Here is a 26,685-nt window from a genome sequence, read left to right as displayed (position 1 = left end):
TCACGGCCACATATTGGCCGTGTTTCTTAATCAATATGCGACTCGCTCCTTCAACTGGGGAGGGTGTCTTGTTTGTAATTAAGAACTACGTGACCACCGGCGGCACAGTCGTTTGTGCGCTGGCGATTGGTTACCTGATGCAAAACGGAATTCCTGCGGGACTGAACGGTTCGCAGGACGCTGAAATTGCGGCCGCCGCCCCGAACGCAGGTGTGTCCGGGCTGGAGGGTATTGTCCTGACCTCCTCGACCCCCACCACGGGAACACACCAGATCACGTCATCGACGCAACGCAGGCTCAAACCCAACCGGTCAACCCCCTCTGACCGCGCCGATTGTGGTCTCAGCGCCCGGGCTCGTGCCGTCCCCGGTGCCGCCGCCCGCCTGATCGTCAAAGCCCCCTGCCACGGCAATGAACGGATCGAGGTGCATCACAGCGGCCTGACCGTCACGCAAGAGACGGACGCAAACGGCACATTGGATCTGACCATACCGGCCCTGTCGGAATACGCGATCTTTCTGATCTCGCTTGACGATAAGAAAGGGACCGTAGCCACCACTCACATTCCCGACATCGGCCAGTATTCCCGCGTCGCCCTGCAATGGCAGGGTGAGACCGAGTTGCAGCTACATGCGCTGGAATTCGGCGCCGGCTATGGCGACGCGGGTCATGTTTCTGCCGGGTCAGGCACGCAAGGCGCGGGCAGCGTCGTGCATCTGTCCCAGCCCACGCTCCAAGATGCCCGCAACATCGAGGTCTATTCCTTTCCCGCGGCACAATCGCACCAGTCGGGGTCGATCGCATTGACGGTCGAGGCCGAAGTGACCGAGGCCAATTGCGGCCAGGACCTGAGCGTGCAGTCGATGGAATTGCAATATGACCGAAGCCTGCGCTCACGCGACCTGACACTCAGCTTTCCGGATTGTTCCAAAACCGGAGAGTTTCTGGTGTTGAATAATCTGCTCCAAAACCTGACAATCGCGGCAAACTAAACCCGCAGGCAGGCTCGAACTTCCAATGACATTCCTTCGTGTGGCGGCAGCCGCACTGTTTTCGGCGCTATTGGCCCCGGCCGTTCAGGCGCAGGACATCACGCTCACCTCTCATGACGGCAAAGTCGAGGTGGCCGGGACCCTTCTGGGGTTCGACGGTGAGTTCTACCGCATCGACACGCAATTCGGCGAACTGACCGTGGACGGCTCCGGCGTGACCTGCGACGGACCCGCCTGCCCCAACCTGACCGATTTCGTGGCCGAGCTGCGGTTTTCCGGGTCATCGGTCATGGCCCAAAAGGTGCTGCCCGCCCTGCTGATGGGCTTTGCGGAACAGGAGGGGCTGTCCGCGACCGCCCTCGTGACCCAAAACAACACACTGGTTTATGAGCTGCACCAGCCCGGGCGCAAAGCCCCGCTGGGGCGGTTCTTTTTCGACATTGGCAACACAGGTGGCGGTTTTACCAACCTGATCGCAGGGCAAACCGATATCGTGATGGCCCTGCGCGAAATCCGCCCGTCGGAACAAGAGGCTGCCGAGGCCGCCGGTTTGGGCGATCTGACCCAGGCGCGCCGGTCTCGGGTTGTTGCCTTGGATGCGCTGGTTCCCATTGTGGCACCCAAAAACCCGGTGCCGTATATTTCCCTGTCCGATCTGGCGCTGGTGCTGTCCGGTGAGATCGACAACTGGTCCGCCCTGGGCGGACCGGACGCGCCAATTGCGCTGCACCTGCCCGATGCCGGGTCGGGGCTGGCGCAAGGGGTCGAGGATCGGTTGCTGACGCCCGCAGCCGCCTTGCCAGACGCCGTCCTGCGACATGCGCGCGGCAGCGATCTGGTCCGCGCCGTGGTCGATGACCCCTTTGCCATCGGCATCGCCAGCGAGGCCGAGGTCGAAACAGCCCGCGCCCTGCCGTTGGCCGGGGGGTGCGGCCATGCGCTGATGGCCACACGGCAAACAATCAAGACCGAGGATTACCCGCTGACCTCGCCCATGTTCCTGTATCTGCCTGATCGCCGCCTGCCCCGCATCGCCCGTCAGTTCCTGGCCTATACCCAAAGCGCTGACGCCCAGATGGCAATCCGCGACGCGGGCTTTGTCGATCAGGCGCCCGAAAGGATGCCCATCGAGCTACAGGGAAACCGGTTTGCAAATGCCGTGGCTTCAGGCGGTGCCGAGGTCGGGCTGGAAGAACTCCAACGCATGGTCACCACATTGCGGCCATTGTCCCGCCTGTCGCTGTCTTTCCGGTTCGAGGCCGGGTCCTCGCGGCCGGACGCGCAATCGCGGTCGAACATCCAGCACCTGGCCCAGCAGCTTGAAGCGGGAACGCTCGATGCGCGCCAACTGGTCTTTGTCGGTTTCAGCGACGGCGACGGTGACGCAGCAGCCAATGCGCGGATTGCGCTGCTGCGGGCAAAAACGGTGCGCAATGCGGTGCTGGCGGCGGTGGAAACCGCGATCCCCGGCAGCATTAAGCTTGACGTTGACGGGTTTGGCGAGGCTATGCCGATGGCCTGCGACGACACCGATTGGGGCCGCAAGGTCAATCGCCGGGTCGAGGTCTGGGTCCGGTAACCCGCTACAGATACCCTTCGGACCGAAAGCTCAGCTCATTCGATTTGCCGATGATCAGGTGATCGTGCAACGTCAGGCCCAGCGCCAGACAGGCGTCCTGAATCCGGTTGGTCATGTCGATATCAGACTGTGACGGGGTCGGATCGCCGGACGGGTGATTGTGCACCAGAATAAGCGCCGAGGCATTCAGTTCCAGCGCCCGTTTCGCCACCTCACGCGGGTAGACCGGCACGTGATCGACGGTGCCCTTGGCCTGTTCCTCATCCGCGATCAGTACGTTCTTGCGATCCAGATAGAACACCCGGAACTGCTCGGTTTCACGGTGCGCCATGGTGGTGTGGCAATAATCCAGCAAAGCATCCCAGCCCGAGATCACGTGCCGCTGCATCACCCGCGCGCGGGCCATGCGGTGGGCGCAGGCCTCAAGGATTTTCAGGTCGGTGATCACCGTATCGCCAACACCCTTGATCTGGCGCAGCCGTTCCTCGGGCGCGGTCAGCACGCGGTTGAAATCGCCGAACGTGTCCATCAGCGCCCGCGCCAGCGGTTTGACGTCCTGCCGGGGGATGGACCGGAACAGGACCAGCTCCAACAGCTCATAATCCGGCATCGCCGCCGAGCCACCGGACATGAACCTTTCGCGCAGCCGTTTGCGATGATCCTTGATGTAGGACGGCAACCGCCCCGATGGCAGCGGCTGCACCGGGGCTTCGTCAGTTTCAAACAGCGTCGGGGCTTCGGCAAAGGCGTCCTGGGTCATGGCCCAAGACTGGCGCAGAATCGGTTTCTGAAAGGTTAACGCGCCTCACCCGCCATGCGGGCCGTGGCGCGGCGGACAAGCATGTGCAGCAAGACCGAGAACACTCCCAGCGTCAGCATCGCCGCAAACATCAGATCGGTCTTGGCCCGGCCATTGGCCAGCAGCATGAGATACCCCAACCCCTGCGAGGACCCGACCCATTCGCCGATCACCGCCCCGATCGGCGCGTAAACCGCCGCCAGACGCATCCCCGACGCCAGTGAGGGCAAAGCCGCCGGTATCCGGATATGCCACAACACCGCGCGCGGGCTGGCCTGCATGGTGCGCGCCAAATCCAGATAACCCGCTGGCGTCCGCATCAAGCCATCAAAAAAGGATGAGGTGATCGGGAAATAGATGATCAGCACCGCCATCGCGACCTTGGACCACAGCCCATAGCCCAGCCACAGTGTCAGCAGCGGCGCCAGCGCAAAAACCGGCAGCGCCTGCGTGAACACCAGCATCGGCTGCACCAGAACTCTCGCGGCACGCGAATTGGCCAGTTGCAGCGCGGTGACAACTCCAAGAACCGTGCCGCAGGCCAGCCCGACCACTACTTCAATCGCGGTGATCCACGTGTGTTCGGCAATCAGCCAGCGGTTCTGCCACCATGTCTCCGCCACCAAGGCGGGTCCGGGTAGGATGAATTTCGGAAGGCCGGTCAGAGAGACAATCGCCTGCCAGACCGCCAATGCGAACAGGGTCGCGGCGAGAGCCGAGAGGTATTTCACGCCGCCTCCTCTCGCAGCAACCGCAGCAGCGCGCCTTGGGTCTCCAGTGACCCAAGGTCATCCACCTTACGCGGGGCAGGCGCAGCAGGAGGCTGACAGGGGGTCAGGCCGTGTTGCGTCATCACCACGATGGACTGACCCAGCCGGGCGGCCTCGGCCGGGTCATGGGTGACCAGCAGAACGGTGCGGCCCTGCAAAGCCTCAGCCGCCAGATCCTGCATGTCGGCGCGGGTGCGGGCGTCGAGGGCCGAAAACGGTTCGTCCAGCAACACGATAGGGCGATCTTCCATCAGCGTCCGGGCCAAGGCGACGCGCTGCCGCTGACCGCCGGACAATTCGCCGGGTTTCTTGGTCAGATGGTCTCGCAGGCGCATCCGTTCGATCAGGCGGTCGCGGCGGGCAAGATCCGATTTTTCACCCCGCAATCGCGCGCCCAGCAAAACATTCTGCGCAACGGTCGCCCAGGGCAACAGCAGATCGTCCTGCGCCATGTAAGCGACACGCTGGGTCACCGGTTGACCATCGCCGGCGGTGATTTGGCCAGTGAACTCAGCCCCCGCATCCAGCCCCGCGATCAGGCGCAGAACGGTGGTTTTCCCAACACCTGAGCCACCCAGCAGGCAGGTCCATTGCCCCGCGCCAAGCGTTAGGGACAGCGGCGCAAACAGCGGTGTGCCATCAATGCTGGCCGATCCGCTGATTGTCAGGCCGGGTGCCGGGGTCATGGGGTCAGGCCCATCTGCCAGAAATTGACCTCAAGTTCGGTCGCGGTGCGGAAGGTTTGGCACAGGCGCTGCCAACGCGGTGATGTCTCAAAACCTGCACCAATACGCCGTGTTAGAGCTACATCAAGCATTTCTCCGACCGCCAGACACGCCGCCTGGTAGTCAGGGCTGGCATAGGTGCTGATCCAGTCGCGATAGGTGTCAGACGTGGCCTCGGACGCCAGCCGAGCGCCAATCTCACCATACCCCATCACGCAAGGCGCCAGCGCGGCCAACAGATCCAGCAGATCGCCGCTATACCCGGCCTCGAGCACAAAGCGGGTATAGGCCAGATTCTCGGCCCGTTCCCTGGTCGCGAACAGCTCTTCGCCCGAGATGCCTTCGGCCTCGCAAATCCCGATATGCAGCTGCATTTCTTCAGCCACCAATGCGTTGACGGTCGCAACCGCAGTCAGCATCTCGGAATGGGTTTCGGACTTGACCACCGCCAACGCCCAAGCGCGCGAAAAGTGGATCAGGAACACATAATCCTGCCGCAGATAGTGCAGAAACGCCGCACGCGGCAGGGTGCCGTCCTTCATCCCTTCGACAAAGGCGTGGCGGGTGTACTCCCGCCACGGCCCCTGCGCCGCATCCCGCATCAGCGTGAACGCTTTGCCGTATGCGCTCATTGCACGGTCACGTCGATTGTGATGTCGCTGACTGGGTTGATGCTGTCGATCATGCCGCTGTCTTTCAGGAACGCCTCGAACCGGGCATAGCGACCCGCATCAAAACCCGCCGGACGCAGGGCAAAGCGGGGCAGCGTGTCGACCCAGGCGCGGGCGTTCAACTCATCCTGCAATTCCGGCGAGGTAGCGGCGAAAATCTCCCAGCTTTTTTCCGGGTTGTTGACGATGAACTGGGTCGCCTTTTCCGTCGCGGCCAGAAAACGGGCGACCTTGTCGGCATCCATCGTTTCAGGGTTGGCGACATAGATCAGCTCATCATAAGGCGGCACGCCTTCTTCCTCGATATAGAAACACCGGCCCGCGACGCCCTCGATATCCATCTGGTTCAGTTCAAAGTTGCGGAAAGCCCCGATCACCGCATCCACCTGACCGCTCATCAGCGACGGCGACAGCGAGAAGTTCACGTTGATCATCTCGATATCGTCCAGCGCCACATCATGGGTGTTCAGCATCGCGGACAGAACCGCCTCTTCCACACCAGCGACCGAGAACCCGACCTTCTTGTCCTTGAGGTCGGCCAGCGTTTCGATCGGGCCATCCTCAAGCACCAGCAGGCAGTTCAGCGGGGTGGCAACCAGCGTGCCGACACGTTTCAGAGGCAGGCCTTCGTGGATCTGCAGGTGCAGTTGAGGCTGATAAGACACGGCCAGATCCGCCTGACCGGCAGCCACCAGACGCGGCGGGGCCGAGGGGTCAGCGGGCGGGATGATTTCGACCTCAAGCCCTTCATCAGCGAAATACCCGTTTTCCTGCGCCACGATGATGGGGCCGTGGTCGGGGTTTATGAACCAGTCCAGCAGAACGGTCATCTTATCCTCAGCCCAGGCGGGCGCGGCGGCCAGCAGGGCAATGGCTGTGATCAGTTTCTTCATGTCTCGCGTTTCCTTTTCACTCACGAGGTTGAGGCCGCGACGAGGACAATCTCGCCCGGCCAATCCGGTTGAATTTTTTCCGCTGCGCGCCATGCACGCAGGCCGGTGGCGCAGCAGAGCGCCAGTCTTTTGTCTTTGTTAGGGTCTATTTCTTGCAGCCTATCAGGTGAGATTCGCACCGCACTGGGGTGCGCAGGAATAGGCGCTTCATCGGCGCTGCGCAGTTCGACAATCTGGTCATCCGCCGTCAGTTGGGTGGCAGAGAGAAAACGAAAACAGGTGCTCGGCTCGGGCGCGTCGTCAAAGCGGAAACTGCTGCTGCGCAAGGTGCGGCCATCATAGCGCACCATTTGACCCAGAGGTGACGGGTCGATGCCCAAGATCAGATTCAGCGCCATCTGCGCCTGTATCGCTCCGATCGTTCCGACCACGGGGCCAAGTACCCCTGCGGTCGCACAACTTGCTGCACTGTCCGGGGCATCAGGAAACAAGGCGCGCAGGGACGGAGCCCCGCAACAGAACCCGCCGACGTAACCCGACAGGCCCAGCACCGAGGCGCTGATCAGCGGTTTGCCCTGCGCCAGACAGGTATCCGAAAGGATATAGCTGGCCGCATAGCTGTCGGCGCAATCGAGGATCACATCCGCCTGCGCCACCAGGCTGGCGGCGTTTTCGCTTGTTAGAGCCTGTTTTTGACCGATGACCTCGATCTCACCATTCAGAGCGCGACACCGATCGGCGGCGATTTTGGCTTTGGGCAGGCCGCAATCCGCCTCGGTGAACAAGGTCTGCCGGTGCAGGTTCGACAGAGCGACCTCATCGCGGTCCATGATCGTCAACTGCCCGACCCCGGCCCCCGTGAGCAGCGGCAGCGCCGGAGCAGCCAGCCCCCCGGCCCCCACCACCAGAACCCGCGCCGAGGACAGGCGTGCCTGCCCCTCGGGCCCGACCTCAGACAGCAGGGTTTGGCGGGCATAGCGGCTCATCTCGTGACCTCGATCCATTCGCGTACGCGGGCCTCTGGATCGGTGTTCAGCGTAATGTCGGTGACGACCGAGACGATATCAGCCCCCGCCTGCAGCACCCCCGGCGCGCGTTCGACGCTCATGCCACCTATGCCGACCAGAGGAATATTGCCCACACGCGCCTTCCATTCGGTGACCCGGGGCAAGCCCTGCTGGTGCCATTTCATCTTTTTCAGGATCGTCGGATAGACCGGACCCAACGCCACATAATCCGGGTCCATCGCCAGAACCCGCTCCAGCTCATCATCGTCATGGGTGGAAACACCCAGCTTAAGCCCTGCCTTGCGGATGACTTTGAGATCGGCCTCATCCAGATCCTCCTGCCCCAGATGGATCCAGTCACAGCCCAGATCGATAGCGTCTTGCCAATAGTCATTCACCACCAGCACCGCGCCATGTTCGCGGCACAGATCGCGTGACAGGGCAATCTGGTCGCGCACCACCGCGTCGGGCTGATCCTTGATCCGCAACTGCACGAGTTGCACACCCAAGGGCAGCATCCGGCGCAGCCACTCCGAATGACCGAAGATCGGGTAGAACCGGTCGAGCCTCATGACAGGAACGCCTTTCCGATCACCGGGGTGGAAGGTTCGGCCATATCGCGTGCCTCAATCGGGTCGGCCTGATGGGCCAGTTGCCCCGCCTCGATCGCCAGCATCATTGCGCGTGCCATGGCTGCGGGGTCTCCGGCCCGGGCCACAGCTGTGTTCAGTAGGACCGCGTCATATCCCAACTCCATCGCCTGCGCCGCGTGGCTGGGCAAACCGATCCCGGCGTCGATCACCAGCGGCACGTCCGAGAACTCAGCCCGCATCGCGCGCAGAGCGTATTCGTTGCTCAGCCCCCGTCCCGATCCAATCGGCGCGCCCCAGGGCATCAGTACCTCGCACCCAGCTTCAAGCAGGCGCTCGCCGACGATCAGATCATCGGTGGTGTAGGGAAAGACCTGAAACCCGTCCTCGGTCAGAATGCGGGCGGCCTCGACCAGTTGGAACACATCCGGCTGCAGGCTGTCGGTATGGCCGATCAGTTCCAGCTTGATCCATTTGGTATCGAACACCTCCCGCGCCATATGGGCGGTGGTCACGGCCTCTTTGACCGTGTGACACCCGGCGGTATTGGGCAGGACCAGCACGCCCAATGCGCGGATCATCTGCCAGAATGTCTGCCCCGCCCCGGATTCGCGCCGCAGTGATACCGTGGCAACCCCGGCTCCACTGTCCCGAAACGCCTGTTCCAGAGTCGCGGGGCTGGGATATTGCGCCGTACCCAGCATCAGGGGGTTGGGCAGAGAGGTGCCGTAGAAACTCTTCATCTTCAGCCCCCCTGCATCGGCGCGACAACTTCGATCCGGTCGCCGTCGGTCAATGTGTGGGCCATGCGCAGACCCAAGGGCACGAAATCCTCATTCACGGCCGTTGCCACCCGCCCCGAGAATCCGCATTCGACCAGCAGCTCCGTAAGAGTTTCAGCCCGCACTTCGCGCGGTTCGCCATTAAGCACGATCTTCATCGACCATCTCCGAATGTTTGTTGTCCAGCGCCAGATCCGCCACGCCCTGCGCCAGCGCCGGGGCCAGCAGATAGCCGTGGCGATAGAGGCCATTGGCATAGATCGTGCGCCCCAGCCGTCGAATACGCGGCAGGTTGTCGGGAAAGGCCGGGCGCAGATCGACGCCAATCTCCAACACTTCGGCCTCACCAAAAGCAGGGTTCAGCGCATAAGCGGCGCTGAGCAGTTCCAGCATCGACCGCGCGGTGATGCGGCTGCTGTCCTCGCTTTCGATCATCGTCGCGCCCAGCATGTAGACGCCGTCCCCGCGCGGCACGATGTAAAGCGGCATCCTCGGGTGCAGCAGACGCACGGGCCGGGTCAGGGTCACGTCCGGGCAGCGGATCACCAGCATCTCACCCTTCACGCCGCGCAGATCATGCAGCACCTCGCGGGCGTGCAAACCCCGGCAGTCAATTGCATTTTCAAGCCGTGAAGGGGCAAGTTTGCGGTGGAATTCGACGCCCTGGTCCAGCAGTTGCCCATGAAGGTCCCGCAAGGCCCGGCGTGGGTCCAGATGGGCTTCATTCGTGAAATGAAGACCCTTGGCGAATCCGTGCAAATCAGGCTCTAATTGAGCGATTTCGGGTTGAGTGACCTCGCTGTACCCCTCAGTCCGGCGGGCAAACCGGCGCAGATCAGGCAGATCGCGCGGGTTGGCCACAACCAGCGTTCCCTGCCGCTCCACTGGCGTGCGCGCCGCCCACCAATCCAATGCAGCTTGCCCCAACCGCAGCACAGGTTCCTCGGCGTTTTCATACTCACACCACGGGGCCAGCATGCCGCCCGCCCACCAGGAACACCCATGCGGACCCGGAGGGCCTGCGGGATCAAAAACCTGAACCTTGGCGCCCCGCGAGACAAGCTCGCTGGCCACTGCCAATCCGGCCACCCCGGACCCTATGACCGACCAGACCGTCACGCGGGCCAGACCCGGTGGAAGTGATGCACCGGCCCGTGCCCCTGCCCGATCATCAAACCGTCCGCCCGGGCGATCGCCCCCTGCAGGTAGTCATGCGCCTGCGCAGCGGCATCAATCAGGCCAAGCCCCCGAGCCAGCCCCGCCGCAACCGACGACGACAAGGTGCACCCTGTACCATGCGTGTTTCGCGTCTCGCGTCGGGGGGCGGTGAACTCGGCCACCAGACCAGCGGCATCGACCAGCATGTCACGGCAGACATCCCCGCGGCCATGTCCCCCTTTCATCAGCACCGAACCTGCACCCAGCCCGCACAAGGCCAGCCCTTGCGCAACCATCTGGTCAGACGTTTCGGCCTCGGCACTCTCCAACAAACAGGCGGCCTCGGGCAGGTTCGGGGTCAGCAACGTAGCTTGTGGTACAAGAATATCGCGCAAGGTCTGCACCGCGTCCTGCGCCAGCAATGCATCCCCGGATTTGGCAATCATCACCGGGTCCAGCACAACCGGGCCATCAAACCGGGCAATAGAGTCCGCAACCGTCTGTATGATCTCTGGTGTCGCCAGCATCCCGATCTTGATCGCACCGACGTCCAGATCGGTCAGAACCGCCTCGATCTGGGCGGACACCACATCCAGCGGAATCCCATGCACCGCTGTCACGGCCCGGGTATTCTGCGCCGTCACCGCCGTGATCACGCTGGCGCCGTATACGCCCAATGCGGACATCGCCTTGAGATCCGCCTGTATCCCGGCCCCGCCGCCACTGTCCGAGCCCGCAATAGTCAGGGCAATATGCGCCATATCGTTGCTCCATCATCAATGGGCAACGCAGCATGGAAAACGTCTGTAGTGTATACGACCGTTCCCTACGCCGGTATTGCCCGGATCAGGTTCGATGGGTTAGCGCATTCACGCCTCTCAGCCCCTTGATCGGGGCACCCCAACGGTTGGGCGGACAATCTCAGGCAAGGGGGAGAAAATCAAGCGGCAATCTTCGGATCGTAAGACCACATCCGGCAGGTAAATAAGACCAACCTATACGCGCGCAATGAATTGAAGGAATTTAGCGAGGCTCTGCCTCGCGCTCCGGGATATTTTCAGACAGATGAAGTCCGGATCCCCTGCTTCATCTGTCTATAAATATCCCGGGGGAGTCGCCCAAAGGGCGGCGGGGGCAGAGCCCCCTTAAGCGAAAGGCCGCCCCAATCGGTGCGGCCTGTTTTGTTGTATCAGCCTTTCATCCCGTCCCAGAAGGACTTGACGGATGAGAAAAAGCTATTTGATTCCGGATGGTTATCTTCACCCAGATCATCGAACTCTTTCAGAAGTTCTTTCTGGCGGCTGGTCAGGTTGACCGGTGTTTCCACGGCCAGTTCGATGAACATGTCACCAACACCGCCACCGCGCAGGGCAGGCATACCCTTGCCGCGCAGACGCATCTGACGGCCCGATTGGCTGCCGGCCGGTATCTGCACGCGACCGCGCCCACCGTCGATGGTGGGCACTTCGATCGATCCGCCCAGCGCGGCTTTGGCCATGCTGACCGGCACGCGGCAATAGAGGTTTACACTATCGCGCTCGAACAGTTTGTGATCGGACACTTCGACAAAGATATACAGATCACCCGGAGGGCCACCGCGCATCCCGGCCTCACCCTCGCCTGCTAAACGGATACGGGTGCCGGTTTCGACACCGGCAGGGATGTTCACGGACAGGGCGCGTTCTTTTTCCACGCGGCCTGCGCCACCGCAGGATTTACAGGGGTTCTTGATGATCTGGCCCAGACCCGAACAGGTAGGACAACTGCGTTCGACGGTGAAAAATCCCTGCTGCGCGCGGACCTTGCCCATGCCTGAACAGGTCGGGCAGGTGGTCGGCTCCACGCCGCCTTCGGCACCCGAACCGTCACAGGCCGAACAGGCCACGGCCGCAGGCACGCTGATGGTTTTCTGCAGGCCCGAGAACGCCTCTTCCAGCGTCACACGCAGGTTATAGCGCAGGTCGGACCCGCGCGCGGCACGACGGCCGCCACCGGCGCCACCGCGCTGGCCACCCATGAAATCGCCAAACAGATCGTCGAACACATCCGAGAACGCGCTGGAAAAATCGCCCTGACCAAAGCCGCCACCGGGACGACCTCCGCCACCGCCCATGCCGTTTTCAAAGGCAGCATGGCCAAAACGGTCATAAGCGGCCTTTTTGTCGGCATCGCGCAGCACGTCATAGGCTTCGTTCGCTTCCTTGAACTGGGCCTCGGCGTCCGGGTTGTCCTTGTTGCGGTCGGGATGCAATTCCTTGGCTTTCGTGCGAAAGCCCTTCTTGATCTCGTCCGCCGATGCGCCCTTGGACACGCCGAGCACATCGTAGTAGTCGCGTTTTGACATCAGTGTTTCCTTCTGCCTCAACGTAATCGGGCCGGCCCGGCAACCGGACCGGCCCGCATTGGCCCGGTTACCCGTTAGTTACGCTTGTCTTCGTCCAGGTCTTCGAACTCGGCGTCGACAATGTCGTCATCACCAGCCGGAGCGGCATCCGCCGCCGCGGGCTCATCCTCGGCCTCATCGGCTTGCGCCTTGTAGATGGCTTCGCCCAGCTTCATCGCGGCTTCGGTGACGTTCTGGATGCCCGACTTGATCTTGTCGGCATTTTCGGTTTCCAGCTCGTCCTTCAGCGCGGCAATCGCCAGCTCGATAGCTTCGATGGTGGTCGGGTCGACCTTGTCGGCGTGCTCTTCCATCGACTTCTCGGTCGAGTGGATCAGGCTTTCCGCCTGGTTCTTGGCGTCGACCAGCTCGCGGCGTTCCTTGTCGGCTTCCGCGTTCTCTTCGGCGTCCTTGACCATCTTTTCGATATCGTCATCCGACAGACCACCCGAGGCCTGGATGGTGATCTTCTGCTCTTTGCCGGTGCCTTTGTCCTTGGCCGAAACCGAGACAATACCGTTGGCGTCGATGTCGAAGGTCACCTCGATCTGAGGCATACCGCGCGGCGCGGGCGGGATGTCTTCGAGGTTGAACTGACCCAGAATCTTGTTGTCCGCAGCCATTTCACGCTCACCCTGGAACACGCGGATGGTCACGGCGTTCTGGTTGTCTTCGGCGGTCGAGAAAACCTGAGACTTTTTCGTCGGGATCGTGGTGTTGCGGTCGATCAGGCGGGTGAACACGCCACCCAGCGTTTCGATACCCAGCGACAGCGGGGTCACGTCCAGCAGAACCACGTCTTTGACGTCGCCCTGCAGAACACCGGCCTGAATGGCGGCGCCCATGGCGACCACTTCGTCCGGGTTCACACCCTTGTGCGGCTCTTTGCCGAAGAACTTGGTGACCTCTTCGATGACTTTCGGCATCCGGGTCATACCACCGACCAGAACAACCTCGTCAATGTCACCCGCCGACAGACCGGCGTCTTTCAGAGCAGCCTGGCAGGGCTTCATCGACTTCTTGATCAGGTCCGACACCAGCGATTCCAGCTTGGCACGGGTCAGTTTCATGACCATGTGCAGCGGCTGACCGTTCGAACCCATCGAGATGAACGGCTGGTTGATTTCGGTCTGCGAGGTCGAGCTGAGTTCGATCTTGGCTTTCTCGGCGGCTTCTTTCAGACGCTGCAGAGCCATCTTGTCGGCAGACAGGTCGACGCCGTGTTCCTTTTTGAACTCGTCCGCCAGGTAGTTGACGATGCGCATGTCAAAGTCTTCACCACCCAGGAAGGTGTCGCCGTTGGTCGATTTGACCTCGAACAGGCCGTCGTCGATTTCCAGAATGGTCACGTCGAAGGTACCGCCACCAAGGTCATAAACCGCGATGGTTTGGGTCTCTTCCTTGTCCAGACCATAGGCCAGAGCGGCAGCTGTCGGTTCGTTGATGATCCGCAGCACTTCCAGACCGGCGATCTTACCGGCGTCTTTGGTGGCCTGACGCTGTGCGTCGTTGAAGTAGGCCGGAACGGTGATAACCGCCTGCGTGACTTCCTCACCCAGATAGCTCTCGGCGGTTTCCTTCATCTTGCCCAGAGTGAAGGCCGAGATCTGGCTTGGGGAGTACTTTTCGCCGCGGGCTTCGACCCAGGCGTCGCCGTTGCCGCCATCGACGATGGCGTACGGCACCATTTTCTTGTCTTTTTCGACTTCTGCATCATCCACACGACGACCGATCAGACGCTTGACGCCAAAGATCGTGTTGTCGGGGTTGGTGACCGCCTGACGTTTTGCAGGCTGACCGACCAGACGCTCATCTTCGGTGAAGGCGACGATCGAGGGCGTGGTCCGCGCCCCTTCGGCGTTTTCGATGACCTTCGGCTGCGAGCCGTCCATGATGGCCACACACGAGTTGGTGGTTCCGAGGTCAATCCCGATTACTTTTCCCATATGTTCAATCCCTTTCTCTTCAAGGCGATGTCCGAGGTCCGGACCCGTTATGGCACCCGGCCCCGATCTGATATGCGCGAACGGCCCTACACCATCGCGCGTCCCGGCGTATATAAGGGCGGGATGAGAGGCCTGCAAGCGTTGTAAAACGCAGGTTTTCGGGAATCTGGCGCCTTTTTTGGCAAGGTTTTGGCAAGGATTGGGGAATCTTGAATGGCGCGGCTGTTTTTGCGCGGATTTGATATCAGAAAAGCCTGGCTGGATGCCTCTGCACAGGCGCAGCTGATCGAGCTTTTGCGCCCGATTCTGAAATCCGCCCCTTTGTTCCGGCCGGTGACACCGTCGGGCAAGGCGATGTCGGTGCGCATGACCTCGGCCGGATCTTTGGGCTGGGTGACCGACAAGGCCGGGTACAGGTACCAGCCGCAGCATCCCAAGGGGGCCGACTGGCCCGCGATCCCTGATGCTGTGCTGGATATCTGGCGGGATCTGGCCAGCCCGGATCGAGACCCGGACTGCTGTCTGATCAACTATTACGGCGAAGGCGCCCGGATGGGGCTGCATCAGGACAAGGACGAGGCCGATTTTTCCTGGCCCGTGCTGTCAATCTCGCTAGGCGATGACGCGCTGTTTCGCATTGGCAACCAGACCCGCGGCGGCAAGACCGAGTCGATCTGGCTGAGCTCGGGCGATGTGGTGATCATGGGCGGTCCGGCCCGGCTGACCTATCACGGGATCGACCGTATCCGGTTCGGGTCCTCGAAACTGCTGCCCAAGGGCGGTCGGATCAACCTGACCCTGCGGGTGGCAGGCTAGCGGCGCGCGCTCCAGCTTTGCGATACGTGCTGGCGCGAGAAGAAGATACCAAGCAGCCCGATCAGCAACAGCGCAACCCCCACCCAAAGCGCATATTCCCAACTGGTGTTGCGCGGATAGTAGTTGCGGAACACGAAGCCCCGGCACTGGTCGATGATGTGAAACAGCGGGTTCCACGCAAACATGGCCAGCGTGGCACCGCCCAGCGCGTTGGCGACGAACATCTTTCCCGAAAAAATCATGTTCAGACGCCGATATATGTTGTTCAGAATCGTGGAAACCGTCGGCAACCAGGGTTTCAGGGCCATGAACACCACGCCAACGGAACAGCCGGTAAACCAGGCCAGTATCAACATCGCAAACGCGCCGCCGGGGTCCTGAATCTCGAGCGGGGCTACTGTGACACTGTAGAGAAACAGGATCACGATGATCGTGACAACCTGCGTATAAAGCGCACCGAAGGCGGTCGCCAGCAACATGACCATCATGTTCATCGGCGAGTGCAGCATCATCGGATTACCCCCGGTACTGACCCCCGCCACAATGCCGACCGATCTGATATGCGTCAGGAACAAAAACACGCCGGACAGAAGATACAGAACAAACTCTCCGCGGATTCTGGCAATGCGCGGACCCAGGAAGGACATGATCGTGTAAAACACGGCCACCAGCGCCAGCACTTGCAGGATATTGATCAGGATCGCCAGCACGGCGTTGTGATGCTGTGATCGCACGCTGCGGACAACCGCATGGAAAATAAGCTCGGCGGTTGTGAACGCGCCGCCCAGTAGTGTCCGGTTTCGCTTGAAATAATACACCCGAAGCGTCTTTCCCGTTTTTTCGCCTGCAATCTGCCACGAATTTCTTGCCGATCCGTAACCGGCACATCATAAGGCCGTCAGGATATTCGATCAACAAATCACAGGAACGGAGCATTTTTGTGACCTACGACGCCCTCATTCCCGTCATTCGACGTCTGGCCCTGGAAGCGGGCGACAAGATCATGGAGATTTACAATTCGGATGATTTCGACGTCAAAGTCAAATCCGACGCCAGCCCCGTGACCGAAGCGGATGAGGCCGCAGATGCCCTGATCTCGGCCGGTCTGCGCGATGCCTTTCCCGACATTCTGCTGGTGACCGAGGAACAGGCCGACTCGCATTCGGAAAAGGGTGATACGTTCCTGATCGTCGACCCGCTGGACGGCACCAAGGAATTCATCAACCGCCGCGGCGATTTCACCGTGAACATCGCGCTGGTGGAAAATGGCGTTCCGACCCGCGGCGTAGTGTACGCTCCGGCCAAGGGGCGGATGTTCTATACCCAGGCCGATGGTCAGGCGGTCGAGGAAACCGGAGCGCTGGACAAGGCACAGGCCGGGGATGTGACGCCGATTTCAGTCTCTGAACCGGACAATTCCGCGCTGTTGATCGTGGCGTCCAAATCACACCGGGATCAGGCGACCGAAGATTACATCAACAAGTACCAGGTGCAGGACAGCAAGAGCGCGGGATCGTCGCTGAAGTTCTGCCTGGTCGCCACCGGCGAAGCGGATCTGTATCCCCGCGTCGGCCGCACGATGGAATGGGACACCGCCGCAGGCCACGCCGTTCTGGCCGGTGCCGGCGGCAAGGTGATCCGGTTCGACAACCACGAACCGCTGACCTATGGCAAGGACGGCTATGCAAACCCGTTCTTTATCGCCTACGCTCCGGGCGTTGAGCTGAAGGAGGCCTGATGTCTGTTCTGATCGCCATTCCCGCCCGCTACGCCTCGACCCGCTACCCGGGCAAACCGCTGGTGCCGCTGACCGGCGCCACTGGCAACGCCATGACCCTGATTGAACGGTCCTGGCGCGCGGCCTGTTCGGTTTCGGGCGTCGACAAGGTGGTTGTCGCCACCGATGACGACCGCATCCGCGAGGTGGCCGAAGGATTCGGCGCCGAGGTGGTGATGACCTCGGAAACCTGCGGCAATGGCACCGAACGCTGCGCCGAAGCCCATGAGGTGCTGGGCGCAGGGTATGACATCGTGGTCAACCTGCAGGGCGACGCGCCGCTGACCCCGCACTGGTTTGTCGAAGATCTGGTTGCCGGTCTGCGCGCGGCCCCCGATGCCGGTGTGGCCACGCCGGTTCTGCGCTGCGACGGCGACGCCCTGAACAGCCTGCTGAACGACCGCAAGAACGGGCGTGTCGGTGGCACCACGGCCGTTTTCGCCGCCGACAACAGCGCCCTGTATTTCTCGAAAGAGGTCGTCCCCTATACCGCCGAAACCTATGGCGGAGACGACGCGACCCCGGTTTTCCACCATGTTGGCGTCTATGCCTATCGACCCGATGCGCTGGCCGCATATCCCGCATGGCCCGCTGGCCCGCTGGAAAAGCTGGAAGGGCTGGAACAGCTGCGCTTCATGGAGAACGGCCGCACCGTTCTGTGCGTCGAGGTCGAGGCCAAAGGCCGCCAGTTCTGGGAGTTGAACAACCCGCAGGACGTGCCCAAGCTCGAGGAAATGATGGCCGCAATGGGGTTGGAGTGAGGTCTTCGCCCCAACCGACGCAAGCCTGACGGCAGGTCCGTGCACATTTTTAGTCTGGAAGAATAAATGACCAACATTCTTGTAACCGGCGGCGCTGGATATATCGGATCGCACGCGTGCAAGGCGCTGGCGCAATCTGGCTATACGCCTGTGACCTACGACAATCTGGTCACCGGCTGGCAGGACGCAGTGAAATTCGGTCCGTTCGAGCAGGGCGACCTGCTGGACCGCGCCCGGTTGGACGAGGTCTTTGCCAAATACAAACCCGCCGCCGTGATGCATTTCGCCGCCCTCAGCCAGGTCGGTGAGGCGATGTCGGAACCCGGCAAATACTGGTCCAACAACGTCGCCGGATCGCTGTCCCTGATCGAGGCCGCCGTCGCCGCGGGCTGCCTGAACTTCGTGTTCTCATCGACCTGCGCCACCTATGGCGAGCATGACAATGTGGTGCTGGACGAAGACACGCCGCAGGAACCGCTGAACGCCTATGGTGCCTCGAAACGAGCCATCGAGGATATCCTGCGCGATTTCCAGGCCGCGCATGGGCTGAACCACGTGATCTTCCGCTATTTCAACGTCGCCGGGGCCGATCCGGAGGGCGAGGTGGGCGAATTCCACCGTCCCGAGACCCATCTGGTGCCGCTGATGCTGGACGCCATCGACGGCAAGCGCGCCGGGCTGACCGTGTTCGGCACCGACTACGACACGCCGGACGGCACCTGTATCCGTGACTATGTGCATGTCTGCGATCTGGTCGACGCACATGTGCTGGGCCTGAACTGGCTGGAACAGGGCAAGGGCAGCCGGGTGTTCAATCTGGGCACCGGCTCGGGCTTTTCGGTGATGGAGGTGATTGGCCATTCCAAAGCCGTCACCAACCGCGAGGTCCCCTATTCCATCGGCCCCCGCCGCGCCGGAGATTGCACCAAGCTGGTCTCGGGCTCGGTCCGCGCCGGGGACGAGTTGGGCTGGACCCCGAAAAGGTCTACGCTTGAGACGATGATCGGCGATGCCTGGCGCTGGCACCAGAGCGGCAATTACGAGAAGTGAGCCTCAGATGATGCACACCGCAACCGATACGCTTCCCCCCATCGGATGGGTGCAGCAGTACCGGTTGCGGCTGAAACGACGGCGGTTGCTGTGGCGATCCTTTCGCAGCCGCCACCAACTGACTTGCCTTCAGGATCAGACCACGCAGATCAGGCCCGGTGCCATTTTGGCCTTCACCACGCTGCGCAACGAAATCACCCGTCTGCCATGGTTCTTCCGCCATTACCGCGCGCTGGGTGTCGATCATTTTCTGATCGTGGACAATGGCAGCGACGACGGCTCGGTCGAGTTTCTGCGCGATCAACCGGATGTGTCGCTGTGGCAGACCCCCGCCAGCTATCGCGCCGCACGATACGGGCTGGATTGGCTGACCTGGCTGCAAATGCGCTATGGGTCCGGTCACTGGACCCTGATGGTGGATGCCGATGAGCTGCTGATCTATCCCGAGCACGACAGCAAATCCCTGCAGAACCTGACCGCCGAGCTGGACCAGCAAGGCCGCACCGGTTTTGGCGCGCTGATGCTGGACCTCTATCCCAAAGGCCCGCTGGGCATGCAAAGCTATGACCCCGAGACCGACCCGACCGAGGTTCTGAACTGGTTCGATCCCGGCCCCTATCGGGCACAGCGGCAAAGCCCGCTGGGCAATCTGTGGGTACAGGGCGGCGCGCGCGAACGTATGTTCTTTGCCGATCGACCGCGTCACTCACCGACGCTGAACAAAATCCCTCTGGTCCGGTGGTCGCGGCGCTATGCCTTTGTGAACTCGTGCCATTCCGCCCTGCCCCGGAATCTGAACGCGGCCTATGACGGGCCGGACGGTGCGATCCCGGCGGGCGTGCTGCTGCACACCAAATTCCTGCCGGAGGTGGTGGGCAAGTCGAAATCCGAGAAAGCGCGGCGCCAGCATTTCCACGATCCCGACCAGTTTGCGACCTATTATGATTCCATCGCCAACGGCCCCGACATGTGGACCGCCCGATCGGTCCGCTATGAGGGGTGGGAACAGCTGCAGCAGTTGGGGCTGATGGGGAAAGTTTGCTGAAAAGCCGCATATGTGACTAACGACTTTTAAAGGCGTTGCCACGAAAGATGCAAAGGTGGCATAAATCGGCAATTGCCCGGCACCACTCTGGATCATCCAGCCCCCGGGCATGCTCGCGTAACAAAAAGGGCAGAGCAACCGCGTGAGCCTGTTGGATTCATACCGGATGAGATTGCGGCGCAAGCGTCGCCTTGCGCGTTGCCTGCTGAAACGGCGGCAGCTGACGCCGGTAACCGACAAGACCGCCAATATCCGACGCGGCGACGTGTTGTTGATGAGTGTGCTGCGGAACGAAAAAATCCGCCTGCCCTATTTTTTGGACTATTACCGCAAGCTGGGCATCACCCATTTTCTGTTCGTCGACAATGACAGCGATGACGGCTCGCGCGAGTATCTGGCCAGTCAGTCCGACGCCTCGGTCTGGCACGCACAGGCCAGCTACAAACGGGCCTCGTTCGGGCTGGACTGGTCGAACTATCTGTTGCGCAAATACGCGCATGGGCATTGGGTTCTGACCGTCGATCCGGATGAGTTCTTCATCTACCCGTTCTGCGACACCCGCCCGATCCGCGCCCTGACCGACTGGCTGGACGGCTGTGCGGTGCGCAGTTTCGGCACCATGCTGATCGACATGTACCCGCAGGGGCCAGTGGACGCGGAACCTTATCGCGAGGGGCAGGACCCTTTCCAGATCGCCCGCTGGTTCGATTCCGGCAACTACATGATCACGAAGAACCCGGATTACGGGAACCTGTGGATTCAGGGCGGCCCGCGCGCCCGTGTGTTTTTCCGCGACGCCCCCTCGAAGGCGCCGGCGCTGAACAAGATCCCGCTGGTCAAATGGGACCGGCGCTATGTCTATGTCAGCTCGACCCATTCGCTGCTGCCGCGCGGGTTGAACCAGGTCTATGACGAATGGGGCGGCGAAAAGACCAGCGGCGCATTGCTGCACGCCAAGCTGATCAGCACGCTGGGCGAAAAAGCCCGGGAAGAGATGCTGCGCCGCCAACATTTCCGCCGCTCGGGCGAATACCGGGCCTATGCCGAGGGATTGGAGGATCAGCCGGTATTCTGGTGCGACCGGTCCGAGAAATTCATCAACTGGCGACAGCTTGAGATTCTGGGCATGATGTCTAAAGGAAACTGGGCATGAGCCGCCTGGGCGTCATCATGCTGGTCCACACGGCGCTGCACCGGGCCGGACAGGTGGCGCGGCACTGGACCGGTGCGGGATGCCCGGTGGTGATCCATGTGGACCGCAAAGTACCCGCTCGGGTCTATTCCGAATTCGTCACCTCTTGCGCCGACGATCCTCTGATCCGGTTTTCCGACCGCCATGTCTGCGAATGGGGTGGGTGGGGCATCGTTGCCGCGTCGCAATCCGCAGCGGAATTGATGCTGAACACCTTTCCGGACGTGCATCATGTCTATCTGTCTTCGGGCGCCTGCCTGCCGTTGCGCCCGGTGGAGGAACTGACCGGATATCTTGCGGACCGGCCCCGCGTCGATTTCATCGAAAGCGCCACCACCGCCGATGTCAGCTGGACCATTGGCGGGCTGGATCATGAACGGTTCACCCTGCGGTTTCCGTTTTCCTGGCGCAAGAACCGCAAATTGTTCGATGCCTATGTGAAGCTGCAGCGCGCCACCGGCATGCGCCGCAAAATCCCCGACGGGCTGGTGCCCCATATGGGCAGCCAGTGGTGGTGCCTGACCCGCCAGACCCTCTCGGCCATTCTGCAGGACCCCAGGCGACAGACCTATGACCGCTATTTCCGGCGTGTCTGGATTCCGGATGAAAGCTATTTCCAGACGCTGGCGCGGCTGTATTCCACCCATATCGAGAGCCGGTCCCTGACCCTGTCCAAATTCGACTATCAGGGGCGGCCGCATATCTTCTATGACGACCATCTGCAGCTGCTGCGGCGGTCCGACTGTTTCGTGGCGCGGAAAATCTGGCCGCACGCGGACCGGCTGTATCAATCCTTTCTGACCGATCAGAACAGCGCCATGCGACCGGCCGAGCCCAATCCGGGCAAGATCGACCGCGTATTCTCGAAAGCGGTCGAGCGTCGGACCCGCGGGCGCGACGGGCTGTATATGCAAAGCCGCTTTCCCCGCCACGGCAGCGAAAACGGGCTGACCTCATTCCCCTATTCGGTGTTTCAGGGCTTTGCCGAACTGTTCGAAGGGTTCGAGCCGTGGCTGGCGGAAACCATCGGCGCGCGGGTGCATGGACATCTGTTCGGCCCCGAGCGTGCCGAATTTGCCGACGGCGAAACGATCACCAACGGGGCCCTTAGCGATTGCGCCGTTCTGCGGGATTACAATCCGACGGCCTTTGTCTCGAACCTGATCTGGAACACGCGAGGCGAGCGGCAGTGCTTTCAGTTCGGCCCGGCGGACACCCAGCAGATCAACTGGTTTCTGGCCCGCGACAGGAACGCGCAGATCTCGGTCATCACCGGCGCCTGGGCGATCCCGCTGTTTCGATCGAACAGGAACTTTGCCGATATCCGCAACGAGGCCGCCCGCCTGCAGCAGATCGAAACCAAACAGCTTGAGGTTCTGAACTCGGTCTGGACCAAGGCACAGGTGCGCACCTGGTCGCTGGCAGAGTTTGTCGAATCTCCGATGGAGCCCCTGCAGACGGTGATCGAAGAAATCGGCACCCCGCGCGCCAGCCATCTGACCGAAGCGCCGGTGATGGTGGATCTTTCGGGCTTCGGCAAGTTCCTGCAAAACCTCAAGAACCAGGGTATGCATCCCTATCTGATGGGCGATTTTCCCTCCGATGACGTGTTTGGCGCGCGCAGCCGGCCGTTCAAGAAACCCTATCTGGTGCAATAGCCTGTGATGACTACCCGTTTTGACTATTTCATCATCCTTGCCGCGATGCGTACCGGGTCCAACCTGCTGGAGTTCAACCTGAACGCACTGGACGGCGTCACTTGTCATGGTGAGGCGTTCAACCCGCATTTCATCGGCCGCCTCAAATCTGACAGCCTGCTGGACGTGACGCTTGAGGAACGGGACGACGATCCGATGAAACTGGTTCAGGCGATCCGGTCCGCGCCGGGTGAGATCAACGGGTTTCGGTTCTTTCAGGGGCACGATCCCCGAGTGTTAGAGCCTGCTTTGTCCGACCCTCGCTGTGGCAAGATCATCCTGACGCGCAATTCGCTGGACAGCTATGTTTCGCTGAAAATCGCGCGCGAGACCAAGCAGTGGCAGCTGAAGAACATCAAGCGCCGCCGCGAGGCGCAGGTTGAATTCGAAGCGCAGGAATTCGAAAAATACCTGGACCAGCAGCAGGAGTTTCAACTGCTGCTGCTCAACGCGCTTCAAACCACCGGGCAGACCGCGTTTTACATCGCCTATGATGATCTGACCAATCTGGAGGTTCTGAACGGTCTGGCCGCCTGGCTGGGGGTTTCGTCCCGGCTGACCTCAATCGACGACACGATCAAGCCGCAGAACCCCGAACCGGCCCTGTCAAAGGTGACAAATCCCGCAGAGGCCGAGCAGGCGCTGGCCCGGATCGACAGTTTCAACCTGCACCGCACCCCGAATTTCGAGCCCCGGCGCGGGCCTGCGGTTGCCGCCTATGTCGCGGCACCTGACACGGCGCTGATGTACCTTCCGATCCGCGGCGGAATCGAGGGACCGGTGACACAGTGGCTGGCCGATCTGGATGCGGTCGGTACCGACCAGCTGATCACCAATCAGAACCGTAAACAGACGCGGCGCTGGCTGCAGACCCATCCGGGGCATCGCAAATTCACCGTGCTGCGGCACCCTCTGGCGCGGGCGCATTCGGCTTTTTGTTCCTATATTCTCAGCACCGAACCCGGCGCCTATCTGAAAATCCGCAACATGCTGCGCAATCGGTTCAAGATTCCGATCCCCGGCCAGCTGCGCCAGGACAATTATTCGCGCGATCAGCATCATCAGGCGTTTTCGGCCTTTCTTACCTTTCTGCGGCAAAACCTGGCCGGACAGACGCCGGTGCGGGTGGATGGGGTATGGTGCGGTCAATCTCAGGTGCTTGCGGGGATGGCATCCTTTGCGTTTCCCGACCTGATCCTGCGCGAGGATGAAATCACCGCTGCGCTGCCGGATTTGGCGCGCCGGATGGGGCATGACCAGCCGCCGACCCCCGGTCCAAGCGCACCGGATGTCCCGTTCACGCTGGCCGAGATTTATGACGACACGCTCGAAGCGCTGGCGGCGGAGGCCTACCAGCGCGACTATATGCAATTCGGGTTTGGGCCGTGGAAACCGCTTACGGGCGCAGCGTGATCAGCGTGCCCCGGTTCACCATCGCATAGATTTCTTCGATCTCTTCATTCTTGACGGCGATGCAGCCTGCGGTCCAATCCGGCGTCTTTTTGGCGCGTTTCAGTTCCGACCGCTTTTTCGGCTGACCGTGAATGAAAATATCACCACCCGGATCAACGCCAGCCGCCTTGGCCTGCGCGATGTCATTCGAGTTCGGATAGGAAATCCCCAGCGACAGGTGATAGCGGCTGTTGGGGTTGCGGCGGTCGATCAGGTAGCTACCCTCGGGCGTGCGGCCATCGCCGCGCTTGGTCTTGGTGCCATTCGGCGCAAAGCCCAGATCAACCTTGTATTCCTTGAGGATGGTTTGATTGTGCAGAAGATACAACTTCCGCGCGCCCTTGTTGATGACCAGTGAGGTCACCTCGGGGCCATCATAAGTCAGAAATCGTGGGCTGGCCGAGGCACAGGCCGAAAGACCCAGCGTTGCCATCGCGCCCAATCCAAATGCTCGACGATCCATGTTTCACTGCCTGCTCTTTTTTTTCTGCATTATGCCAGAAATCGGGAAAACTGAAATCACTTTTTGCTGTGTGATTGCTCGGTCAGGCGGCGTTCGATGCTTTCCAGCCGTTCCAGCACCTCGTCACGATAGGCGTCGGTTTTCACCTCATCCTCGGCGTGATGTGCGTCCTGCATCGAGTTCACGATCAGGCCCACCAGCAGGTTTACCACCGCAAAAGTGGTGACCATGATGAACGGCACAAAAAACACCCAGGCGTAAGGGTACACCTCCATCACAGGACGCACGATACCCATCGACCAGCTTTCCAGCGTCATGATCTGGAACAGCGTATAGGCCGATTGGCCCAAATCGCCAAACCATTCCGGGAACGAGCCCGAGAACAGCTTGGTCGAGATGACCGCACCGATATAGAACAGGATCGCCATCAGCAGGAACACGCTGGCCATGCCCGGCAGGGCCGAGATGAAGCCCTCGACCACGCGGCGCAGGCGGGGCGCCACCGATATGACGCGCAGCACCCGCAGAATCCGCAGCGCCCGCAGCACCGATAGCCCTCCGGCGCTGGGGATCAGGGCGATGCCAACCACGATGAAGTCAAAGACGTTCCAGCCGTTCAGGAAGAACCGCCGCCCTGTTGCCAGCAGTTTCATCGCGATCTCGGCCACGAAGATGGTCAAGCAGATGCTGTCCAGCGTCACGATCAGAGGGCCGGCGGCCTCCATCAGGGTGGGGGATGTCTCCATCCCCAGCAAAATGGCGTTGAAGATGATGACCCCGGTGATGAACCGGCCAAAGATGGGATGTTCAATGATGCCCAGCAGGCGTTGATTGAATCCCATAGTGATTTTCTCCTGTGTGCTCATGCTGCGGACCCCAAGACAAACCGTGCGGCCAATTCCGTGTGTGATGACCATCGAAATTGGTCCACCACCTGTACCCATTCAAGGGTGTAGCCCGCGTTAACCAGCGTTTTTGCGTCCCGTGCGAAGGTGACCGGGTTGCACGAAACATAGGCAATCACCGGACGCTGCGCCTGCGCCAGTTCTGCAATTTGCGCCTCGGCCCCGGCGCGGGGCGGGTCGATGACCACGGCATCGAAGTTTTTCAACTCATCGGGCATCAAGGGTCGGCGGAAGAGGTCGCGGGCCTCGGTCGTGACGCGCTTGAGGCCTTGTGCACGGCGCCAGCCCTGATCCAGAGCGCCGGTCATCGCGGCCTCACCTTCCACCGCGTGAACCTCGGAGGTTTCGGCAAGGGGTAGCGAGAACGTTCCGCTGCCCGCGAACAGGTCAACAACCCGCTTTGCGCCCTGCGTGGCTTGCAAAACTGCCTGTAACAGAGCCTGTTCTCCGTCTTTCGTCGCCTGCAGGAACGCGCCCGGCGGCGGCACCACTCCGGCCGCTCCGAACTGCTGCACCGGAGGCTGCCGCATGGCGATCACCTCACTATCCCAGCTGAGCCGGGCCAGCCCGTGTTTCTCGGTCGCCTGCGCCAGCGCCAGTTCCAGCGGACCGTCCAGCGGCTTGCCGCCTTTGACCGCCACATCCACCCCGCCTTCGGACAGGGTCAGCGTCACCGCCAGCACACCCTTGCGGCTGCCGCCCAGAACCGCCAGCGCCTCGGCCACGGGGATGGCGGCGATCAGGGCCGGGTCCAGCAAATGACAGTCAGGGATTTCGGTGATCGTATCCGAGGCACGTCCATGAAATCCGGCCAGTGTGCCCTTTTTTGTCCGCCGCACCGCAATAGTCGCACGACGACGGGACCGGTCCGGCGAGGTGTGAATGGGCCGCATCGGGGCATCGAGCCCCTGCGCGGCCAGCGCGTTACGCACCACCGAAACCTTCCAATCAGCCACTAAATCATCTGCGGCGTGCTGCAACTGACACCCGCCGCAGGCCTTGTAATGGCGGCACGGCGCTTTGACCCGCTGGTCCGAGGGCGTTTCGACCCGGATATCGGTCAACAACTGGCCAACCAGCGTGCCGCTGACCACCTCTCCCGGCAGGGTGCGGGGTGCGTAAACGGGACCGTCGGCGATACCGTCGCCCTGATGGCCCAGACGGGTTATGGTGAACTGCTGCGTCATAGGCCGCCTGATACCGGGGCTTTGCGCGCAACAAAACCCCCGAGA

27 protein-coding genes and 1 riboswitch are annotated in these 26,685 nt (G+C 61.5%); of the genes, 10 read left to right on the top strand and 17 right to left on the bottom strand.

The features are described from left to right. The first annotated feature begins 68 nt into the window (after positions 1-68). Positions 69-992 (top strand): hypothetical protein, encoded by a 924-nt coding sequence (locus ACR0DO_RS07965; protein WP_480557727.1) that lies wholly within the window; start codon positions 69-71, stop codon positions 990-992. A gap of 25 nt (positions 993-1,017) precedes the next feature. Beyond that, positions 1,018-2,571 carry a substrate-binding domain-containing protein gene (locus tag ACR0DO_RS07960; protein ID WP_480557725.1) on the top strand — a complete coding sequence of 518 codons (1,554 nt, stop codon included), beginning with the start codon at positions 1,018-1,020 and terminating at the stop codon, positions 2,569-2,571. Between the two features lie 4 nt (positions 2,572-2,575). Here the strand turns inward: ACR0DO_RS07960 and radC are convergent, their stop codons facing one another. The 13 genes from radC to dnaK form a co-directional block, all read right to left on the bottom strand. Then, on the bottom strand, positions 2,576-3,331 hold the full coding sequence (gene radC, locus ACR0DO_RS07955) for a RadC family protein (RefSeq protein ID WP_480557723.1): 756 nt from the start codon (positions 3,329-3,331) through the stop codon (positions 2,576-2,578). Positions 3,332-3,366: 35 nt separating this feature from the next. Then, the gene (locus ACR0DO_RS07950) at positions 3,367-4,101 is read right to left on the bottom strand and encodes an ABC transporter permease (RefSeq protein ID WP_480557721.1); all 735 of its coding nucleotides are present in this window, start codon (positions 4,099-4,101) and stop codon (positions 3,367-3,369) included. Beyond that, on the bottom strand, positions 4,098-4,826 hold the full coding sequence (locus ACR0DO_RS07945; protein WP_480557719.1) for an ABC transporter ATP-binding protein: 729 nt from the start codon (positions 4,824-4,826) through the stop codon (positions 4,098-4,100). Before ACR0DO_RS07945 ends, ACR0DO_RS07950 begins: the two co-directional genes overlap by 4 nt. Then, positions 4,823-5,497, bottom strand: coding sequence for a thiaminase II (gene tenA / locus ACR0DO_RS07940; RefSeq protein ID WP_480557717.1), 675 nt, complete (start codon positions 5,495-5,497; stop codon positions 4,823-4,825). Before tenA ends, ACR0DO_RS07945 begins: the two co-directional genes overlap by 4 nt. Next, on the bottom strand, positions 5,494-6,429 hold the full coding sequence (locus ACR0DO_RS07935) for an ABC transporter substrate-binding protein (RefSeq protein ID WP_480557715.1): 936 nt from the start codon (positions 6,427-6,429) through the stop codon (positions 5,494-5,496). Before ACR0DO_RS07935 ends, tenA begins: the two co-directional genes overlap by 4 nt. A 20-nt stretch (positions 6,430-6,449) precedes the next feature. Further along, positions 6,450-7,415: a ThiF family adenylyltransferase gene (locus ACR0DO_RS07930; protein ID WP_480557713.1), complete on the bottom strand. Its 966-nt coding sequence runs from the start codon at positions 7,413-7,415 to the stop codon at positions 6,450-6,452. Next, the gene (locus ACR0DO_RS07925; protein WP_480557711.1) at positions 7,412-8,008 is read right to left on the bottom strand and encodes a thiamine phosphate synthase; all 597 of its coding nucleotides are present in this window, start codon (positions 8,006-8,008) and stop codon (positions 7,412-7,414) included. Before ACR0DO_RS07925 ends, ACR0DO_RS07930 begins: the two co-directional genes overlap by 4 nt. Then, entirely contained in the window at positions 8,005-8,769 is a 765-nt protein-coding gene (locus ACR0DO_RS07920; RefSeq protein WP_480557709.1) for a thiazole synthase, read from the bottom strand. The genes ACR0DO_RS07925 and ACR0DO_RS07920 overlap by 4 nt, the downstream gene beginning before the upstream one ends. Before the next feature lie 2 nt (positions 8,770-8,771). Next, positions 8,772-8,966 carry a sulfur carrier protein ThiS gene (thiS, locus tag ACR0DO_RS07915; RefSeq protein ID WP_480557707.1) on the bottom strand — a complete coding sequence of 65 codons (195 nt, stop codon included), beginning with the start codon at positions 8,964-8,966 and terminating at the stop codon, positions 8,772-8,774. Beyond that, the gene (locus ACR0DO_RS07910; protein ID WP_480557705.1) at positions 8,950-9,927 is read right to left on the bottom strand and encodes an FAD-dependent oxidoreductase; all 978 of its coding nucleotides are present in this window, start codon (positions 9,925-9,927) and stop codon (positions 8,950-8,952) included. Before ACR0DO_RS07910 ends, thiS begins: the two co-directional genes overlap by 17 nt. Then, positions 9,924-10,727 (bottom strand): bifunctional hydroxymethylpyrimidine kinase/phosphomethylpyrimidine kinase, encoded by an 804-nt coding sequence (gene thiD / locus ACR0DO_RS07905; RefSeq protein WP_480557703.1) that lies wholly within the window; start codon positions 10,725-10,727, stop codon positions 9,924-9,926. The genes ACR0DO_RS07910 and thiD overlap by 4 nt, the downstream gene beginning before the upstream one ends. A gap of 45 nt (positions 10,728-10,772) precedes the next feature. Beyond that, a riboswitch (TPP riboswitch) is annotated at positions 10,773-10,879 on the bottom strand. A gap of 276 nt (positions 10,880-11,155) precedes the next feature. Next, entirely contained in the window at positions 11,156-12,310 is a 1,155-nt protein-coding gene (gene dnaJ / locus ACR0DO_RS07900; RefSeq protein WP_480557701.1) for a molecular chaperone DnaJ, read from the bottom strand. A gap of 74 nt (positions 12,311-12,384) precedes the next feature. Then, entirely contained in the window at positions 12,385-14,295 is a 1,911-nt protein-coding gene (gene dnaK, locus ACR0DO_RS07895; protein ID WP_480557699.1) for a molecular chaperone DnaK, read from the bottom strand. Between the two features lie 213 nt (positions 14,296-14,508). On the opposite strand from dnaK, the gene ACR0DO_RS07890 reads away from it, so the two are divergent. Further along, positions 14,509-15,111, top strand: coding sequence for an alpha-ketoglutarate-dependent dioxygenase AlkB family protein (locus ACR0DO_RS07890; protein ID WP_480557697.1), 603 nt, complete (start codon positions 14,509-14,511; stop codon positions 15,109-15,111). On the opposite strand, the gene ACR0DO_RS07885 is transcribed toward ACR0DO_RS07890, so the two are convergent. Then, positions 15,108-15,929 carry an ABC-2 transporter permease gene (locus ACR0DO_RS07885; protein WP_170444642.1) on the bottom strand — a complete coding sequence of 274 codons (822 nt, stop codon included), beginning with the start codon at positions 15,927-15,929 and terminating at the stop codon, positions 15,108-15,110. The genes ACR0DO_RS07890 and ACR0DO_RS07885 overlap by 4 nt on opposite strands. A gap of 122 nt (positions 15,930-16,051) precedes the next feature. Here ACR0DO_RS07885 and cysQ point away from each other — a divergent pair, with 122 nt between their 5' ends. The 7 genes from cysQ to ACR0DO_RS07850 all read left to right on the top strand — a co-directional run bounded on the left by cysQ (position 16,052) and on the right by ACR0DO_RS07850 (position 24,046). Further along, positions 16,052-16,849: a 3'(2'),5'-bisphosphate nucleotidase CysQ gene (gene cysQ / locus ACR0DO_RS07880; RefSeq protein ID WP_480557694.1), complete on the top strand. Its 798-nt coding sequence runs from the start codon at positions 16,052-16,054 to the stop codon at positions 16,847-16,849. Continuing rightward, a complete protein-coding gene (locus ACR0DO_RS07875; protein ID WP_170444649.1) occupies positions 16,849-17,649 on the top strand; it encodes a 3-deoxy-manno-octulosonate cytidylyltransferase family protein in 801 nt (266 codons plus the stop codon). The genes cysQ and ACR0DO_RS07875 overlap by 1 nt, the downstream gene beginning before the upstream one ends. Before the next feature lie 66 nt (positions 17,650-17,715). After that, complete coding sequence (gene galE, locus ACR0DO_RS07870) at positions 17,716-18,699, top strand: UDP-glucose 4-epimerase GalE (protein WP_480557692.1); 984 nt, start codon at positions 17,716-17,718, stop codon at positions 18,697-18,699. A gap of 7 nt (positions 18,700-18,706) precedes the next feature. Then, positions 18,707-19,744 (top strand): glycosyltransferase family 2 protein, encoded by a 1,038-nt coding sequence (locus ACR0DO_RS07865; protein ID WP_480557690.1) that lies wholly within the window; start codon positions 18,707-18,709, stop codon positions 19,742-19,744. A 166-nt stretch (positions 19,745-19,910) separates the two neighbouring features. Then, positions 19,911-20,897 carry a glycosyltransferase family 2 protein gene (locus ACR0DO_RS07860; protein ID WP_480558167.1) on the top strand — a complete coding sequence of 329 codons (987 nt, stop codon included), beginning with the start codon at positions 19,911-19,913 and terminating at the stop codon, positions 20,895-20,897. Beyond that, the gene (locus ACR0DO_RS07855; protein WP_480557688.1) at positions 20,894-22,594 is read left to right on the top strand and encodes a DUF5927 domain-containing protein; all 1,701 of its coding nucleotides are present in this window, start codon (positions 20,894-20,896) and stop codon (positions 22,592-22,594) included. The genes ACR0DO_RS07860 and ACR0DO_RS07855 overlap by 4 nt, the downstream gene beginning before the upstream one ends. Before the next feature lie 6 nt (positions 22,595-22,600). After that, positions 22,601-24,046: a nodulation protein NodH gene (locus tag ACR0DO_RS07850; RefSeq protein ID WP_480557686.1), complete on the top strand. Its 1,446-nt coding sequence runs from the start codon at positions 22,601-22,603 to the stop codon at positions 24,044-24,046. Here the strand turns inward: ACR0DO_RS07850 and ACR0DO_RS07845 are convergent. The 3 genes from ACR0DO_RS07845 to ACR0DO_RS07835 are packed head-to-tail and all read right to left on the bottom strand — an operon-like array spanning position 24,030 to position 26,640. Beyond that, on the bottom strand, positions 24,030-24,548 hold the full coding sequence (locus ACR0DO_RS07845; RefSeq protein ID WP_170444665.1) for a L,D-transpeptidase family protein: 519 nt from the start codon (positions 24,546-24,548) through the stop codon (positions 24,030-24,032). The genes ACR0DO_RS07850 and ACR0DO_RS07845 overlap by 17 nt on opposite strands. Positions 24,549-24,604: 56 nt before the next feature. After that, on the bottom strand, positions 24,605-25,390 hold the full coding sequence (locus tag ACR0DO_RS07840) for an ion transporter (protein WP_170444668.1): 786 nt from the start codon (positions 25,388-25,390) through the stop codon (positions 24,605-24,607). Between the two features lie 20 nt (positions 25,391-25,410). Continuing rightward, entirely contained in the window at positions 25,411-26,640 is a 1,230-nt protein-coding gene (locus ACR0DO_RS07835; RefSeq protein ID WP_480557684.1) for a class I SAM-dependent RNA methyltransferase, read from the bottom strand. Between the last annotated feature and the right edge of the window lie 45 nt (positions 26,641-26,685).

This window comes from Ruegeria sp. AM9, assembly GCF_056540565.1.
The sequence above is the reverse complement of the archived record's forward strand: the minus strand, read 5'-3'. Positions and strand labels throughout refer to the sequence as shown.

Coding starts and splice junctions, on each gene's coding strand:
- ACR0DO_RS07960 (WP_480557725.1), top strand. CDS start 1,018: ATGACATTCCTTCGTGTGGCGGCAGCCGCACTGTTTTCGGCGCTATTG.
- radC (WP_480557723.1), bottom strand. CDS start 3,331: ATGACCCAGGACGCCTTTGCCGAAGCCCCGACGCTGTTTGAAACTGAC.
- ACR0DO_RS07945 (WP_480557719.1), bottom strand. CDS start 4,826: ATGACCCCGGCACCCGGCCTGACAATCAGCGGATCGGCCAGCATTGAT.
- tenA (WP_480557717.1), bottom strand. CDS start 5,497: ATGAGCGCATACGGCAAAGCGTTCACGCTGATGCGGGATGCGGCGCAG.
- ACR0DO_RS07935 (WP_480557715.1), bottom strand. CDS start 6,429: ATGAAGAAACTGATCACAGCCATTGCCCTGCTGGCCGCCGCGCCCGCC.
- ACR0DO_RS07930 (WP_480557713.1), bottom strand. CDS start 7,415: ATGAGCCGCTATGCCCGCCAAACCCTGCTGTCTGAGGTCGGGCCCGAG.
- ACR0DO_RS07925 (WP_480557711.1), bottom strand. CDS start 8,008: ATGAGGCTCGACCGGTTCTACCCGATCTTCGGTCATTCGGAGTGGCTG.
- ACR0DO_RS07920 (WP_480557709.1), bottom strand. CDS start 8,769: ATGAAGAGTTTCTACGGCACCTCTCTGCCCAACCCCCTGATGCTGGGT.
- thiS (WP_480557707.1), bottom strand. CDS start 8,966: ATGAAGATCGTGCTTAATGGCGAACCGCGCGAAGTGCGGGCTGAAACT.
- thiD (WP_480557703.1), bottom strand. CDS start 10,727: ATGGCGCATATTGCCCTGACTATTGCGGGCTCGGACAGTGGCGGCGGG.
- dnaJ (WP_480557701.1), bottom strand. CDS start 12,310: ATGTCAAAACGCGACTACTACGATGTGCTCGGCGTGTCCAAGGGCGCA.
- dnaK (WP_480557699.1), bottom strand. CDS start 14,295: ATGGGAAAAGTAATCGGGATTGACCTCGGAACCACCAACTCGTGTGTG.
- ACR0DO_RS07890 (WP_480557697.1), top strand. CDS start 14,509: ATGGCGCGGCTGTTTTTGCGCGGATTTGATATCAGAAAAGCCTGGCTG.
- ACR0DO_RS07875 (WP_170444649.1), top strand. CDS start 16,849: ATGTCTGTTCTGATCGCCATTCCCGCCCGCTACGCCTCGACCCGCTAC.
- galE (WP_480557692.1), top strand. CDS start 17,716: ATGACCAACATTCTTGTAACCGGCGGCGCTGGATATATCGGATCGCAC.
- ACR0DO_RS07865 (WP_480557690.1), top strand. CDS start 18,707: ATGATGCACACCGCAACCGATACGCTTCCCCCCATCGGATGGGTGCAG.
- ACR0DO_RS07860 (WP_480558167.1), top strand. CDS start 19,911: ATGAGATTGCGGCGCAAGCGTCGCCTTGCGCGTTGCCTGCTGAAACGG.
- ACR0DO_RS07855 (WP_480557688.1), top strand. CDS start 20,894: ATGAGCCGCCTGGGCGTCATCATGCTGGTCCACACGGCGCTGCACCGG.
- ACR0DO_RS07850 (WP_480557686.1), top strand. CDS start 22,601: ATGACTACCCGTTTTGACTATTTCATCATCCTTGCCGCGATGCGTACC.
- ACR0DO_RS07845 (WP_170444665.1), bottom strand. CDS start 24,548: ATGGATCGTCGAGCATTTGGATTGGGCGCGATGGCAACGCTGGGTCTT.
- ACR0DO_RS07840 (WP_170444668.1), bottom strand. CDS start 25,390: ATGGGATTCAATCAACGCCTGCTGGGCATCATTGAACATCCCATCTTT.
- ACR0DO_RS07835 (WP_480557684.1), bottom strand. CDS start 26,640: ATGACGCAGCAGTTCACCATAACCCGTCTGGGCCATCAGGGCGACGGT.